This window comes from Allobosea sp. 05T438, assembly GCF_056396025.1.
This window is the reverse complement of the sequence record NZ_JBFTKQ010000007.1, coordinates 25,046-39,708: the sequence shown is the minus strand read 5'-3', so window position 1 is coordinate 39,708 and position 14,663 is coordinate 25,046. Positions and strand designations below refer to the sequence as shown.

The 14,663-nt window shown below is 67.3% G+C and carries 13 protein-coding genes and 1 tRNA gene; 9 read left to right on the top strand and 5 right to left on the bottom strand.

Translation table 11 applies throughout. The annotated features are described in order from the left end of the window. Window positions 1-40 precede the first annotated feature (40 nt). Window positions 41-2,545, top strand: a complete 2,505-nt coding sequence (gene hrpB, locus AC1DIN_RS15760; RefSeq protein WP_476810458.1) for an ATP-dependent helicase HrpB — start codon at window positions 41-43, stop codon at window positions 2,543-2,545. A gap of 152 nt (window positions 2,546-2,697) precedes the next feature. Here hrpB and AC1DIN_RS15755 read toward each other — a convergent pair whose 3' ends face one another. The 3 genes from AC1DIN_RS15755 to aroA form a co-directional block, all read right to left on the bottom strand. Next, a complete protein-coding gene (locus tag AC1DIN_RS15755) occupies window positions 2,698-3,504 on the bottom strand; it encodes a DUF1194 domain-containing protein (RefSeq protein ID WP_476810457.1) in 807 nt (268 codons plus the stop codon). A 117-nt stretch (window positions 3,505-3,621) separates the two neighbouring features. Next, window positions 3,622-4,269 carry a (d)CMP kinase gene (cmk, locus tag AC1DIN_RS15750; protein ID WP_476810456.1) on the bottom strand — a complete coding sequence of 216 codons (648 nt, stop codon included), beginning with the start codon at window positions 4,267-4,269 and terminating at the stop codon, window positions 3,622-3,624. Beyond that, a complete protein-coding gene (gene aroA / locus AC1DIN_RS15745; protein WP_476810455.1) occupies window positions 4,266-5,609 on the bottom strand; it encodes a 3-phosphoshikimate 1-carboxyvinyltransferase in 1,344 nt (447 codons plus the stop codon). The genes cmk and aroA overlap by 4 nt, the downstream gene beginning before the upstream one ends. A gap of 340 nt (window positions 5,610-5,949) precedes the next feature. On the opposite strand from aroA, the gene AC1DIN_RS15740 reads away from it, so the two are divergent. Together AC1DIN_RS15740 and AC1DIN_RS15735 are read left to right on the top strand one after the other, a co-directional pair. Continuing rightward, window positions 5,950-6,342: a TIGR02300 family protein gene (locus AC1DIN_RS15740; RefSeq protein ID WP_441472403.1), complete on the top strand. Its 393-nt coding sequence runs from the start codon at window positions 5,950-5,952 to the stop codon at window positions 6,340-6,342. A 168-nt stretch (window positions 6,343-6,510) separates the two neighbouring features. Next, window positions 6,511-6,586 (top strand) — tRNA-Ala (locus AC1DIN_RS15735). Window positions 6,587-6,785: 199 nt separating this feature from the next. On the opposite strand, the gene AC1DIN_RS15730 is transcribed toward AC1DIN_RS15735, so the two are convergent. Further along, window positions 6,786-7,343 (bottom strand): L,D-transpeptidase, encoded by a 558-nt coding sequence (locus AC1DIN_RS15730; RefSeq protein WP_476810454.1) that lies wholly within the window; start codon window positions 7,341-7,343, stop codon window positions 6,786-6,788. Between the two features lie 131 nt (window positions 7,344-7,474). Continuing rightward, complete coding sequence (gene aspT, locus AC1DIN_RS15725) at window positions 7,475-9,142, bottom strand: aspartate-alanine antiporter (protein ID WP_476810453.1); 1,668 nt, start codon at window positions 9,140-9,142, stop codon at window positions 7,475-7,477. 263 nt (window positions 9,143-9,405) lie between these two features. Between aspT and AC1DIN_RS15720 the strand changes: the two genes are divergently transcribed. From AC1DIN_RS15720 to AC1DIN_RS15695, 6 genes are all read left to right on the top strand, one after another. After that, complete coding sequence (locus tag AC1DIN_RS15720) at window positions 9,406-10,578, top strand: ABC transporter substrate-binding protein (protein WP_476810452.1); 1,173 nt, start codon at window positions 9,406-9,408, stop codon at window positions 10,576-10,578. A 118-nt stretch (window positions 10,579-10,696) separates the two neighbouring features. Beyond that, window positions 10,697-11,623, top strand: coding sequence for a branched-chain amino acid ABC transporter permease (locus AC1DIN_RS15715; protein ID WP_441472196.1), 927 nt, complete (start codon window positions 10,697-10,699; stop codon window positions 11,621-11,623). Further along, entirely contained in the window at window positions 11,620-12,609 is a 990-nt protein-coding gene (locus tag AC1DIN_RS15710) for a branched-chain amino acid ABC transporter permease (protein ID WP_476810451.1), read from the top strand. The genes AC1DIN_RS15715 and AC1DIN_RS15710 overlap by 4 nt, the downstream gene beginning before the upstream one ends. Beyond that, window positions 12,602-13,351: an ABC transporter ATP-binding protein gene (locus AC1DIN_RS15705; protein WP_476810450.1), complete on the top strand. Its 750-nt coding sequence runs from the start codon at window positions 12,602-12,604 to the stop codon at window positions 13,349-13,351. Before AC1DIN_RS15710 ends, AC1DIN_RS15705 begins: the two co-directional genes overlap by 8 nt. Before the next feature lie 2 nt (window positions 13,352-13,353). Then, a complete protein-coding gene (locus tag AC1DIN_RS15700; RefSeq protein WP_476810449.1) occupies window positions 13,354-14,052 on the top strand; it encodes an ABC transporter ATP-binding protein in 699 nt (232 codons plus the stop codon). A gap of 57 nt (window positions 14,053-14,109) precedes the next feature. After that, window positions 14,110-14,568: a cupin domain-containing protein gene (locus AC1DIN_RS15695; RefSeq protein WP_476810448.1), complete on the top strand. Its 459-nt coding sequence runs from the start codon at window positions 14,110-14,112 to the stop codon at window positions 14,566-14,568. Window positions 14,569-14,663 lie beyond the last annotated feature (95 nt).

The following is a 14,663-nucleotide window of genomic DNA, read 5'->3' as shown; positions in this document are numbered from 1 at the left end:
GGCTTGCGCGCGAGGCGAGCCTGCGCCACATCCGCCGGGCATGCGCGCCTTCGACACCGCCCTTCCCATCGATGCTGTTCTCGGCGACCTCTCAGCTGCCTTGCGGAGTCGGCCGAACGCCGTGCTGGTCGCCCCGCCCGGCGCCGGCAAGACCACGCGCGTGCCGCTCGCTCTGCTCGACGAGCCCTGGACAAAGGGCGGCAAGCTCATCCTGCTCGAGCCGCGACGGCTGGCGGCGCGCGGTGCGGCGAACCGGATGGCGCAGACCCTGGGCGAGCGTGTCGGCGAGACCGTCGGCCTGCGCGTGCGCCTCGGCTCCAAGATTGGTCCGAAGACGCGCATCGAGGTCGTCACCGAGGGCGTCTTTGCGCGGATGATCCTGGACGATCCGGCGCTCGAAGGCGTCGCGGCCGTCTTCTTCGACGAATTCCACGAGCGTTCGCTCGATGCCGATTTCGGCCTTGCGCTTGCGCTCGACGCGCAGGGCGGCCTGCGTGAGGATCTGCGCATCCTCGTCATGTCGGCAACGCTCGACGGCGCCCGCGTCGCGAAGCTGCTCGGCGAAGCGCCGGTAATCGAGAGCGAGGGCCGCGCCTTTCCGATCGAGACGCGCTACCGCGGCCGCGACCCGCTGAAGCGCATCGAGGATCAGGTCATGGAGACGGTTTTGCTCGCGCTCAACGAGCAGCCGGGCTCGCAACTCGTCTTCCTGCCGGGACAGGGCGAGATTCGCCGCGTCGAGGAGCGCCTGCGCGAGAGGCTACGCGATCCCGCCGTCGAGATCGCGCCGCTCTATGGTGCGCTCGACCAGCGCGACCAGGACCGCGCCGTGCTGCCGGCGCCCGCCGGCAAGCGCAAGATCGTGCTCGCCACCGCCATCGCCGAGACCTCGCTGACCATCGAGGGCGTGCGCGTCGTCATCGATTCCGGCCTCGCCCGGGTCCCGGTCTACGAGCCTGATATCGGCGTGACCCGGCTGGAGACCCGCCGTGTCAGCCGCGCCGCTGCCGATCAGCGCCGCGGCCGTGCCGGCCGTACCGAGCCGGGTGTCTGCTACCGCCTTTGGGAAGAGGCCGCGACCGGCGCGCTCGAAGCTTTCGCCCGGCCGGAAATCCTCTCGGCCGATCTGAGCCCGCTATTGCTCGATTGCGCTGCCTGGGGCGTTGGCGATCCGACGTCTCTGGCTTTCCTCGACCTTCCGCCCGCCCCGGCCCTCAAGGAAGCGCGCGCCCTGCTGACCAATATCGGTGCGCTCGATCGCGATGGCCGCATCACGCCGGACGGGCGCGCTCTGCAGGCGCTGCCTTTGCCGCCGCGGCTCGCCCGCATGGTCGTGGCTGCCGCCCGCTTCGGGCAGGCGAACGCCGCGGCCGATCTCGCCGCCGTGCTGGTCGAGCGCGGGCTCGGTGGCGATGCCGTCGATCTGGCCGAAAGGCTGGAGCGGCTCAGCCGTGAGCGCGGCGGCCGGGCCGGCGACATGCGCCGCCTCGCCGAAGGCTGGGCACGAACCGCCCAGCGAAGCGCCAGCGGGGATAAGGCAGACGCCGGTGAACCGCTGTCGCCCGGCCTTCTGCTCGCCTTTGCCTATCCGGATCGCGTCGCCAAGGCCCGCTCTCCGGGGTCGGGGCAGTATCTCCTCGCCAATGGCCGCGGTGGCGCGGTGGAACCGTCGCAGCGTCTGGCGCGCGAGCCCTATATCGTCGTTGCGGAATTGACCGGTGCGGCCCAGCAGGCCCGCATCATGGCCGCCGCCGCGATCACCGAAGCCGAGATCGTGACGCTCGTCGGCCATGGGCTTGCGCCCTTAGGCATCGCGGAGCGCGAGGAGGCGAATTTCGACCGGACCGCCCGCGCGCTGCGGGTTCGGGCGGTGCGCCGCTATGGCGGGCTCGCGCTGTCGGAGCGGCCGCTCTCCGTCGCGGATACGCCGGGGAATGCCGAGGCGTTGGCCAAGGGCATCGCGTCGCTCGACATCGGCCTCCTGCCCTGGACGAAAGGCCAGAACCAGCTGCGCGAGCGCGCCGCCTTCCTGCGCAAGGCGGAACCGGAGGAAAATTGGCCCGATCTCTCCGACGAAGGATTGGCGCAAGAGCCGGAACTCTGGCTGGCGCCGCATCTCCTCGGCCGCGCCTCGCTCGCTTCGATCCAGCCTTCCGATCTCGATTCGGCCCTGGCGATGCTGCTGCCCTGGGAGCTGAAGCGCCGGCTCGATCAGGAAGCGCCGACCCATTTTACCGCGCCGACGGGGTCTTCGCTCGCGGTCGACTATGCCGCCGAGGCCGGCCCGACCATTTCGGTGCGCGTGCAGGAACTCTACGGTCTCGCGACGCATCCTGCCTTGGCCGGCGGACGGGTGCCGCTGGTGCTGGAACTGCTCTCCCCGGCGCACCGGCCGATCCAGGTGACGCGCGACCTGCCCGGCTTCTGGCGAGGCTCCTGGGCCGCGGTGAAATCTGAGATGAAGGGCCGTTACCCCCGCCATCTCTGGCCGGATGATCCCGCCGCAGCGTTGCCCACAACGCGAGCCAAGCCGCGCGGGACGTGAGGCCTTACCGTTCCCTCGTCGTCATCCCGGACAAGCCGCGAAGCGGCGCCGATCCGGGATCCATTCCGGAACGATTCCGATGAAGGTCCGGGCATGGATCCCGGGTCTGCGCTTCGCTTGCCCGGGATGACGGCGAGGTAGGAGATAAATCCTCAATTCCCCATCCGGTCGCGCCATTGCCGTTCGCCGGCGAGGCAGGAGACCGAGTCGCCCGCCTGAGCCTTGTGAACGGTCGCATCGGCCGGTGCCTCGGCGATCTCGCGCAGCAGCTTGGTCTTGGTCGCCTCGACGAACTGGCTCTTCTCGCGGATCGGGATGACGAAGGCGCCGATTCCGGTGACGACGCAGTCCTTGTAGTAGACGTCGAGATTGTCGATGTCGAAATAGCCGGCCTGTTTCAGCATCACGGGCAGGCCGTTGATCGCGATGCCCTTGGCGCCAGCCTCGTCGCGCGCCGCGGTGACGGGCCGCCCGTCATTGTTGGCGCCGTCACCGGAGATGTCGATGACGCGCCGTATCGCCGTGACGTTGACCTGTTCGAGCATTTGCACGCCGAGATCGATTGCCCCCGAGATCGAGGTGCGCCGTCCGCGCCGCGTCGGAGCCTCACCCAGTTCCTCGGCAAAGGCGACGGCCGCGGCCGGGCCATCGATCACCTTCCATGGCCGCACCACGTATTGGAAGCTGCTGCCCGCCCATTCGAAATAGGTCACGGCGATCTTGCCGATCGCGCCCTTGGCGATCGCGTCGTGGAGCTGCTTCGAGCGGAAGGCCTCGATATAGCCGTTGCGCTGCAGGGCGAGCTCGTCGAGGTCCATCGAATAGGAGACGTCGACCGCGAGCACGAGCGCGACATCGACCTCTTCGGGGGGAGCGCCGGCCGTCTGGGCCCGGGGCAGGGCAGGCTGCCAGAGCACCGCCACTGCCAGGCATGAGAGACCGCACAGCCAGCGCCGCATCGCCACCTCCTTCGTCCTGTCGCGGAAAGGAGTGTGCCTCTGGCTGTGATGATCGCCAAGCCGGAAAATCCGGCTAACGGCGCCTGTTTCGATAGCAAATGCGCGAGCAGGAGGTTCTCAGCCGGCGCGGCGCCTCTCGACGATGTCGATGGCGGCCGCGACGGCCTCCTCGACCGTCAGCGCCGAGGTGTCGAGCGTGACGGCATCTTCCGCTGCCTTGAGCGGGGCGTCGCTGCGCCCCGAATCACGGGCGTCGCGCCGGCGGATATCGGCGAGGATGCCGTCGAAGGTCACGGCCTCGCCGCGTCCGACGAGCTCCTTGTGCCGGCGCGCGGCGCGCACTTCGGGCGTCGCGGTGACGAAGAGCTTCGCCGGCGCCTCCGGGCAGATCACCGTGCCGATGTCGCGTCCGTCGAGCACGGCGCCGCCGGTCTGCGCCGCGAAACGCCGCTGCCTTGTGAGCAAGCCGGCCCGCACGGCCGGCACGGCCGCGACAACGGAGGCCGCCTCGCCGATCTCGCGGCCGCGCAGCCGGTCTTCCGGAAAGGCGGTCTCGTCGAAGCTGCTGACGATCTGCTCGGCGGCTGCGGCGTCGCGGATGTCGTGGCCGGCATCGAGCATGGCGCGGGCCACCATCCGGTAGAGCAGGCCGGTATCGAGATAGGGCAGGCGGTAATGGGCCGCGAGCCGGCGCGCCAGCGTGCCCTTGCCGGATGCGGCAGGGCCGTCGACGGCGATGACGAGGCCGTCCTTGTCTAGGCTCATCGGATCTGGCCTCCGAGGCCGTTCGTCAGGGCGACGAAGCTCGGGAAGCTCGTCGCGATCATCAGTCCGTCATCGACCACGACCGGCTCGCGCGTCGCCAGCCCCATGACGAGGAAGCTCATCGCGATGCGATGGTCGAGATGGGTTGCGATCGGCCCGCCGCCGCGCACCGGCCCGCCGCCCGAGCCTTCGACGATCAGGTCGTCGCCCTCGATGGCGCAGGTGACGCCTGCCACCTTCAGCCCGGCCTCCACCGCCGCGAGGCGATCCGATTCCTTGACGCGCAGCTCCTGCAATCCGCGCATCCGCGTCGTGCCGCTGGCGAAGGACGCAGCCACCGCCAGCACCGGATACTCATCGATCATCGATGGAGCGCGTTCGGGCGGCACGATCACGCCCTTCAGGCTCGAGGCCCGCACGCGCAGGTCGGCGACGGTTTCGCCGCCCTCATTGGCCTCGCGCTCGACGGTGATATCGGCGCCCATTTCGAGCAGCGTCGTCAGCAGGCCCGAGCGCAGCGGATTGGTCATCACGCTTTCGATCAGGATGTCGGAGCCCGGCACGATCAAGCCCGCGACAAGTGGGAAGGCGGCGGAGGAGGGGTCCGCCGGCACCACGATCGGCGCTGCCTGCAGCTCCGGCTGGCCCTTCAGCACGATGCGCCGGCCATGTTCGCCTTCCGGCGTCACGATGATTTCGGCTCCGAAATGAGCCAGCATCTTCTCGGTATGGTCGCGCGTCGCCTCTGCCTCGATCACGGTCGTCTCGCCCGGCGCAGCCAGGGCGGCGAGCAGCACCGCGGACTTGATCTGCGCCGATGCGACGGGGGGACGGTAGGTGATCGGGATCGCCTCCTTCGGCCCGCGCAGGGTCAGCGGCACGCGCCCGCCCTCCTGCTGCGAGACGACGACCGTGCCCATCTGCTCGAGCGGATCGAGGATGCGCCGCATCGGCCGCTTGCGCAGCGAGGCGTCCCCATCGAATGTCGTGGTGATCGGGTGCGAGCCGCAGACCCCCATCATCAGCCGCGAGCCGGTGCCGGCATTGCCGAAATCGAGCACGTCGGCAGGTTCGCGCAGGCCACCGACGCCGACCCCCTGCACGCGCCATGCGCCAGGGCCATCGTGATGGACGATCGCACCCAGCGCCCGCGCCGCAGCGGCGGTGCGCATCACGTCCTCGCCTTCGAGCAGACCGCTGACCTTGGTCTCGCCGATCGCCAGCAGGCCGAAGATCATCGCCCTGTGCGAGATCGACTTGTCGCCGGGCACCCGGACGCGGCCCTTGAGCGGGCCTGCCGCGCGGGCGGTGACGGGGACCGGTGCATGGTCGTGGGACACGGGGATCGGGGTCTCTGCGCTCGGGAAGGAACGGATGCGTGCCCGGCCTAGAGCACGTGCCGATCAGATTGCAATGCAATCTGATCGGATCGCGCGTTCTCTATCGGTATGTGAGAGACGGATACCGATCAGGTTGCTCCAACCTGGCCGGATTCGGCTCTAGCACGCTCGCGCAAGCCGCGCCAATGCACGGTCGCGTCGCCGTCTGGAGGGCGGGTGAAACGGCTCCGCTCTTGCGCGCAGTTGCCGCATGGCTCAAATCAATATTTGACAGCGCGGCGCGCCCCGACTAACGGACGCGCCTGCTTTTCAGAACATGATGATTGAAGGGTCCGACGCAGTGGCGAAACCGGAACTCGGAACGAAGCGCGTTTGCCCGGTCACGGGGCGCAAGTTCTATGATTTGAACAAGGATCCCATCGTCTCCCCCTATACGGGGCAGGCTTACCCGCGGACGATGTTCGACCCGCAGGCCAAGGTGCCGGCCAAGCCCGAGGCCGATGAGGAGGAAGAGACCGAGGTTGCCGACGGCGCCGTCGAGCTCGTCTCGCTCGACGAAGCCGATGCGGAGGCTTCGGAGAAGGACGCCGTGGTCACGACCGAGGACGACATCGAGGTCGAGGACGACATCGGCGGTGAGGACGACGACACCTTCCTCGAGGAAGATGAGGAAGGCGACGACGACGTCGCCGACCTGATCGACGGGGATATCGAGGGCGACGAGGACAACTGATCCACAGCCTCGAAAAAAGATGACGACAAGGCGACATTAAGCGCTTGTGTCTTCAGCCCGGGCCGCCTATAGACCGCTGCGTCGCTGGACGGCGGCCCGGACGGAACCACCGAGGTGGTTCGAAAGACCCGGTTTTGACGGCCGATTCCCAACTCGGTCGTCGCGTGTGGGGCCATAGCTCAGTTGGGAGAGCGCTTGAATGGCATTCAAGAGGTCGGCGGTTCGATTCCGCCTGGCTCCACCAAAACACTCTTCGATCAGTCCTAGTCGATGACCGAAACCAGCCCTTAGCAGGCTGGTTTTTGCGTTCTGGGGCCGCTGGTCTTGGCCGGCCCGGAAAGTTTGGCCTTGCCCTGCTCGCCGCTGGAAGCGTGGCTTATTCCTGGTGGCTCTGGCGGCAGAATGCTGCGCACTGAAGCGCGCGTCCGGTCGCTTAGGCAACCCTATCGAAGCACCACCACCTTCGTGCCGGGCCGGACGCGGTCGTAGAGATCCATGACGTCGCGGTTGGTCATGCGGATGCAGCCTGAGGAGACCGCTGCGCCGATCGTATCTGGCTCGTTGGAGCCGTGGATGCGGTAGAGGCTCGATCCGAGATAAATCGCGCGCGCGCCGAGCGGATTGTCCATGCCGCCGGCCATATGGCGCGGCAGGTCCGGGCGGCGCTTCAGCATCTGGGCCGGCGGCCGCCAATCCGGCCATTCGCGCTTCATCGAGACGGTCTTGGTGCCCGACCAACTGAAACCCTGGCGCCCGACGCCGACGCCGTAGCGCAGCGCCTGGCCTCTGCCGAGGACGTAGTAGAGCCGCCGCTGACTCGTCGAGATCACGACGGTGCCGGGAGTCTGTTTCCCGCTCCACGGCACGACCTGACGCGGAATCGGCTGCTCGCTGAATATGTTGAGGAAATCGGCGAGGCCGCGGCTGATCGGATTGCTGTAAGCCTGCGCGGGCGCTGAAAGAGCAAGCAGCCCGGCGGCAAGAGTGATGGCGCGTAGCATGATGATCCCTGCGGCGCCCCCCGCTTCGGAATTAAAGAGAAGACGGAAAATGAGGTCAAGGCTGGCTCGCGGCAGACGGGCCGGCCACGATCACGCGTGGCCGGTCTTCCCGCGCTGCGGTTGCGGCCGTCTCAGTGGACCAGCTTGACCATGCCGACGACCACGGGCCCCATCAGCGGCAGCAGCACGTTCGAGATCGCGTAGGTCACGGTGTAGCCGATCACGGGCGTCGAATTGCCCGCGAGTGAGACCAGTGCAGTGATCGAAGGCGTGCTGCAGTGCTGGCCGGCGATCGCGCCGAGCAGGATCGGCGCCTCGATTTTCAGCAGATGGCGGCCGATATAGAGCGAGACCAGGCCCGGCACGGCCGAAACCAGGATCGACAGCACCGGCAGCATCAGCCCGTACTGCTTGAGCAGCGCGACGGCGTCCGGGCCGACCGAGAGGCCGATGGCTGCAATGAAGGTCGCCAGGCCGAAATCCTTCATGAACTCGGCCGCCTCGGGCGGAATGGCGCCGAGCAGGGGGCGGTGCATGTGCAGCCAGCCGAAGACGAGACCCGAGATCAGCGCGCCACCGCCAGTGCCGAGCGTCAGATTGAGCGGGCCGATCTGCAACGCGAGCTCGCCCAGCAGGAGGCCGGCGACGACGCCGAGACCGAGCATGACGAAATCCGTCGTCGACGTGGCTGGCAGCAGATGCCCGAGCTCGGTCGCGGCGCGGGTGATCGCCTCCTCCGAGCCATAGAGTGTGAGAATGTCGCCCTGCTCCAGCACAGTGCCGGGCAGAGCGGGGATGCCCTGGCCGAGGCGTCGCACGCGGGAAATGAAGACACCCCGCCGCTGCTCGTCACTGGCGAGGCGGCGCAGGTCACGGATGCGCAGGCCGGCCACCTCGCGGCGCACGAGCACGACCTGACGCTCGACGAGCGGAACATTGTCGCCCGCGGGCATCGGGACCTCGGCCCCGAGACGCTCGCTGACCGCGATGACCGAGCGACGCCGGCCGATGATCAGGACGATGTCATCGGCCTCGAGCTGGGTTTCGGGCGTCGCCTTGATGAAGCCCGAGACGCGCCCGACCTGTTCGATCGTGACGACGCCATTGACGCTGTTTTCGAAGGCGCTGACCGTGCCACCACTGATGGGACCGGCACGGAAGGTGCGCGAGACGATCTCAGGGACGCCGTTGTCCTTGTCGTTGTCGCCCTCGGCGCCAAGCTGCCGCGCCAGCGCCGCGGCCTCCTCGCGCAGATCGATCCGAAGCAGCAGCGGGCCGATCTGCGTCGTAAAGACCACGATGGCGACGAGCCCGAAGAGGTAGGTCACGCTGTAGGCGGTGGCCATATTGGCCTGCAGCCGCGAGATCTCGGCTGCAGGCAGCGCCAGCCGCGAGATCGCGTCAGAGGCCGTGCCGAGCACTGCCGATTCCGTCGCGGCGCCCGCAAACAGGCCGGATGCCGTGCCTGCATCCAGGTTGAACAGCAGGACGGCTGCCGCGACCAAGGTCAGCACCGTCCCGACCTCGACGAAGGAGAGGACGCCGTAGCGCAACCCCCCGCGGATATTGTTGAAGAACTGCGGCCCGGCCGTGAAGCCGAGCGCGTAGATGAACAGCGCGAAGGCTACGTTCTTCAGATCCGGGCTGATCGTCACTCCGAGTTGCCCGAGGGCGAGCGCGACGAACAACGTCCCGCAGACGCCGCCGATCCGGACGGGCCCCACCTTGATCTTTCCGATGAGGTAGCCGAGAGCCAGCGAAATGAAGAGGGCGACGACGGGCTGTGTAACAAATGACACGGCGGCACCCGGCTCGGAGGACGGAGCTTTCGAGATTATTCGCGCCGCATGAATTCGCAAGCCGCGGCATTGGAATGTGCGAGACCCACTGGCGTCAGGCGCCAGAGTGTGAATCATTTGGGCGAGGCGGCGGAAAATTTCTGCGGGGCAGACCCTTGCAGATATTTTAAGCTTGAAACAATATGCCTCTGCGCAGGCCATAGAAGTTTGAGGGAACCGGGTCGCGCATCCATTTCTCGTTCGTTCGTCCCGGGAGGGCATCGATGACGACACTCAAATTCGCACTCGCACTGGGCTGCGGAGCGCTGGCATTTTCCATCGCGTCCGCGCAGGCGCAGGAGCCGATGAAGATCGGCGTCGTGAGCGTGCTGACCGGCCCCGGAGCGGCGCTCGGCCAGCAGGTCCGAGACGGCTTCCAGCTCGCGGTCGACAAGAACGGCGGCAAGCTCGGCGGCGTGCCGGTCAAGATCACGGTGATCGATGACGAACTGAAACCCGATGTCGCGGTGGACCGGGTGCGGACCTATGTCGAGACCGAGAAGCCGGCCTTCGTCGTCGGCCCGGTGTTCTCGAACATCCTTGGCGCCATCGCCAAGCCGGTCCTCGACTCCGGCGCCTTCCTGATCAGCCCGAATGCCGGCCCCTCCACCATGGCGGGCAAGGCCTGCAACAAGAATTTCTTCGTCACCTCCTACCAGAACGACCAGGTGCACGAAGTCCTCGGCAAATACGCGCAGGATCAGAAGTACAAGACCGCCTACATCATCGCGCCGAACTATCAGGCCGGTAAGGACTCGCTCGCCGGCTTCAAGCGCTACTTCAAGGGCGAGATCGTCGACGAGGTCTATGCGCCGCTGAACGCGCTGGATTTTTCGGCCGACCTCGCCAAGATCGCTTCGACGAAGCCCGACGTGGTCTTCGCCTTCCTGCCCGGTGGCCTCGGCGTCAACTTCGTCAAGCAGTGGTCGCAGGCCGGCCTGCAGGGCAAGATCCCGTTCCTCTCCGCCTTCACGGTCGATGAATCGACCCTCCCGGCGCAGCAGGATGCGGCGGTCGGCCTCTATGGCGGCATGACCTGGGCGCCCAACATGGACAACCCGCAGACGAAGGCGTTCGTCCAGGACTATGAAGCCGCCTACAAGATCGTGCCGGGCTCCTACGCCCAGCAGGCCTATGACGCCGCGATGCTGATCGATTCGGCCGTGAAGGCGGCCGGCGGCACCGGCAATGCCGACAAGCTGCGCGAGGCGATCAAGAAGGCCGACTTCACCTCGCTGCGCGGCAAATTCAAGTTCAACACCAACGGCTATCCGATCCAGGACTTCTACCTCGTCAAGGTCGCCAAGCGGCCCGATGGCAAGTTCCAGACGGAGATCGCGGAAAAGGTGTTTGCCGACTACGCCGATCCGCACGCCAAGGATTGCGCGCTGAAGTGACGCAAAGCGTCATCCTCGGGCGAAGCGAAGCTTCGGCCCGGGGATCTCTTCGTCACGAGATGCTCGGGTCAGGCCCGAGCATGACGTCTCATGACCGGCCCTGACGTAGGACCGCGCGATGACAACCAGCCTTCTGATCGTCCAGCTCCTGAACGGGCTCCAGTTTGGCATCCTGCTGTTCCTGGTGGCGGCCGGGCTGACGCTGGTCTTCGGCGTGATGGACTTCATCAATCTCGCCCACGGCGTCCAGTACATGCTGGGCGCCTATCTCGCCGTGACCTTCGTCGGCCTCACCGGCTCCTTCATGCTCGGGCTCGTGCTGGCGCTCGCAGCCGCGCTGCTGCTCGGCCTTGCCTTCGAATTCCTGGTCTTCCGGCATCTCTATGAACGCGACCATCTCGATCAGGTCCTGGCGACCTTCGGGCTGATCCTGCTGCTCAACCAGGCGGTGAAGATGATCTGGGGAGCGGCGCCGCTTTCCGTGCCCGTGCCTGAATTCCTCTCCGGCAATGTCCGCCTGATGGACGGCATCCTCTACCCGACCTATCGCTTCGCGCTGATCGCCGCCGGGCTCGGGGTCGGCGCGCTGCTCTGGTTCGTTGTCGAGAAGACCCGCACCGGCATGCTGCTCCGGGCCGGCGCCTCGAACGCACCGATGGTCTCGGCGCTCGGCGTCGACATCCGCAAGCTGTTCATGGTCGTCTTCGCCTTCGGCACCATGCTCGCCGGCTTCGCAGGGGCGATGGCGGCGCCGATCCTTTCCGTCGAGCCCGGCATGGGCGATACGGTGCTGATCCTCGCCTTCGTCGTCATCGTCGTCGGCGGCATCGGCTCGATCCGCGGCGCCTTCGTCGGAGCGCTGATCGTCGGGCTTGTCGACACGCTCGGCCGCTCCTTCATGAACGACCTGCTCCGGTTGTTCATGGCGCCGGCCTCGGCCCGCGCCACCGGCGCGGCGCTGTCCTCGATGCTGATCTATCTGGTCATGGCGGCGGTGCTGTTCGTGCGGCCCGAGGGACTGCTGCCGGCCAAGGGGCGCTCATGAGCGCGGTGACCAGCTCTTCCCCGATTGCACGGCCGGCTGCGCCCCCGCTGCGCCGGCTCGCCCCGCTCTTCATCCTCGGCCTGCTGGCACTATTGCCCCTTGCGACCTCGGTGGGCCTGCCCTCGCACTGGCTGACACTGGTGACGCGGGCGATGATTTTCGCGGTCGCGGCGCTCTCGCTCGATCTCATTCTCGGCGTCGGCGGTCTCGTGTCCTTCGGCCACGCCGCCTTCATCGGAATCGGGGCCTATGGCGCCGGCATCCTGATCACCGAAGGCCAGACCGAGCTGCTGGTCGCGCTGCCGCTGATCCTGATCGTCTGTGCCGTCTTCGCGGCGGTGACCGGCTACGTCTCGTTGCGCACGCGCGGCGTCGCCTTCATCATGATCACGCTCGCCTTCGGGCAAATGGCCTATTACTTCGCCCAGGCGCTCTCGGCTTATGGCGGCGACGACGGGCTGACGCTCTACGAGAAGAGCACGTTCCTGGGGCGGGAGATCTTCAGCAACCGCACCGGCTTCTACTACATCGCGCTCGGCACGCTGGCGGTGTGCTATTGGCTGGCGCGCCGGCTGGTCGCCTCGCGTTTCGGCCGCGTGCTGCGGGCGGCGCGCGAGAATTCCGTCCGTGTCACGGTGACTGGCTACGATGTCGATCGCGTCCGGCTCGGCGCCTATGTCATCAGCGGCATGATGGCGGGGCTGTCCGGCTTCCTGCTCGCCAACCAGACCGATTTCGTCAGCCCCGCCTTCATGTCCTGGCAGCGCTCGGGCGAGTTGATCTTCATGGTCGTGCTCGGCGGCGTCGGCTCGCTCTACGGGGCGATCGTCGGCGCGATTGCTCTCCTTGCCGTGGAGGATGTGCTCTCCGGGCTGACCCAGAACTGGAAGGCGATCTTCGGCCCGCTGATCGTTCTCTTCGTGCTGTTCACCCGCGGCGGCATCGCCGGCCTCATGGCCAAGCTCCGGGGGAGCCGCGATGGCTGAACCGGCGCTTGCACTGAAAGGGCTCGCAAAATCCTTCGGCGCGCTCAAGGTCACCAACGGTGTCGACCTCGCCATCGCGCCCGGCGAGCTCCACGCCCTGATCGGCCCCAACGGCGCCGGCAAGACGACGCTCGTCCACCAGATCTCGGGGACGCTGCGGCCGGATTCCGGTGCGATCCTGTTCGGCGGCATGGACGTTACCCACCTGCCGCCGCAGAAGCGGGCGCAAGCGGGGCTCGCCCGCACCTTCCAGATCACCTCGACCATCGCCTCGCTCTCAGCGCTGGAGAACGTCGCTCTCGGCGTGCAGGCAAGGAGCGCCCATCCGCTCTCGGTGTTCCGCAACGCTGCACGCGACGAGGCGCTCAACGCTCCCGCCTGGGAAGCCTTGGAAGCGGTAGGCCTCGCCGGCCGCGCGCATGCCCCGGCCGGCAGCCTTTCCCATGGCGAGAAGCGCGCGCTCGAGATCGCGATGGCGCTGACCTTGCAGCCGAAGCTCATCCTGCTCGACGAGCCGCTCGCAGGCGTCGGCCATGAGGAGGGCGAGCGCCTGATTGCCCTGCTGAAGAGCCTGAAAGGCCGCTTCGCCATGCTGCTGGTCGAGCACGACATGAGCGCCGTCTTCGCGCTGGCCGACCGTGTCACCGTGCTGGTCTATGGCGGGGTGATCGCCTCGGGCGAGCCGGCTGCGGTCCGGGCCGATCCGGCCGTGCGGCAGGCCTATCTCGGCGAGGAGGGCTAGCGATGCTCAGCGTCGAAGGGCTCGATGCCGGCTATGGCGAGGCGCAGATCCTGTTCGGGATCGATCTCACTGTGGGCGAAGGCGAGGTCGTGACCCTGCTCGGCCGCAACGGCATGGGCAAGACCACCACGGTGCGCGCCATCATGGGTCTGCTACCGGCACGGGCCGGGCGCATCGCTTTCGGCGGGCGCGACCTGACGGGCGCCCAGCCCTTCCGCATCGCCCAGGCCGGCATCGGCCTCGTGCCGGAAGGCCGGCAGATCTTCCCGACGCTCTCGGTCGAGGAGAACCTGATCGCCACGGCGGCGGACCGCTCCGGCAAGAAGCGCTGGGATCTCGATCGGATCTACGCTTTCTTCCCGCGGCTTAGGGAGAGGCGGGAGAACCGTGGCAACCAGCTCTCCGGCGGGGAGCAGCAGATGCTGGCGATCGGCCGCGCGCTGATGACCAATCCCAGACTGACCATTCTCGACGAGGCAACGGAGGGGCTCGCGCCCCTGATCCGCGAGGAGATCTGGAACTGCCTGACGGCACTCAAGGCGGAGGGAGAATCGATCCTCGTCATCGACAAGAACGTCGATGCGCTCGTCAGGATCGCCGATCGCCATATCGTGCTGGAGAAGGGCCGCGTCGTCTGGCGCGGTACGAGCGCCGCATTGCGCAGCGACAGCGCCGTGAAGGATCGCTTCCTGCATTTCTAGCAGACTGTCCCAACCGCCTTCCGGTCCGCAGGCCGGCCTGATGAGGAGAGCAAGACCATGAAGCCGCTGACCGCCGGCGTGACGCGCGCCAATGAGGGCCTCGACGGAATCTCCTGGAGCATCCTCGGCCAGACCTATGTGCCGAAGACGTTGACGGAGGACAGCTTCTCCTGGCACGCGACGCTTCCGCCCGGCACCTTCGTGCCGCCGCATATCCACACGACGCAGGACGAGTTCATCTACATGCTGGAAGGCCGGCTCGATCTCGTCCTCGATGGGCAGGAGAGTTTCGCGACGGCCGGCGACCTGATCCGCCTGCCGCGCAACGTGCCGCACGGGCTGTTCAACAAGAGCGATGCGACGGTGAAGTGCCTCTTCTGGGTTTCGCCGACGGGCCGGCTCTACGACCTGTTCTGGGGCATTCATTCCATGGCCGAGCAGAAGCCGGCCGACGTCGTCGCGCTCTCTGCCAAGCACGAGGTCGACTTCCTGCCGCCCCCGCCCGACGGCGCTTGAGAGCAGGGCGCCACAATGGCTTCTTGGGAAGCCTCGCCGTCATGCTCGCCCTTGTGGCGAGCATCCACGTCTTGAACACCGCATGGCACGAAGGA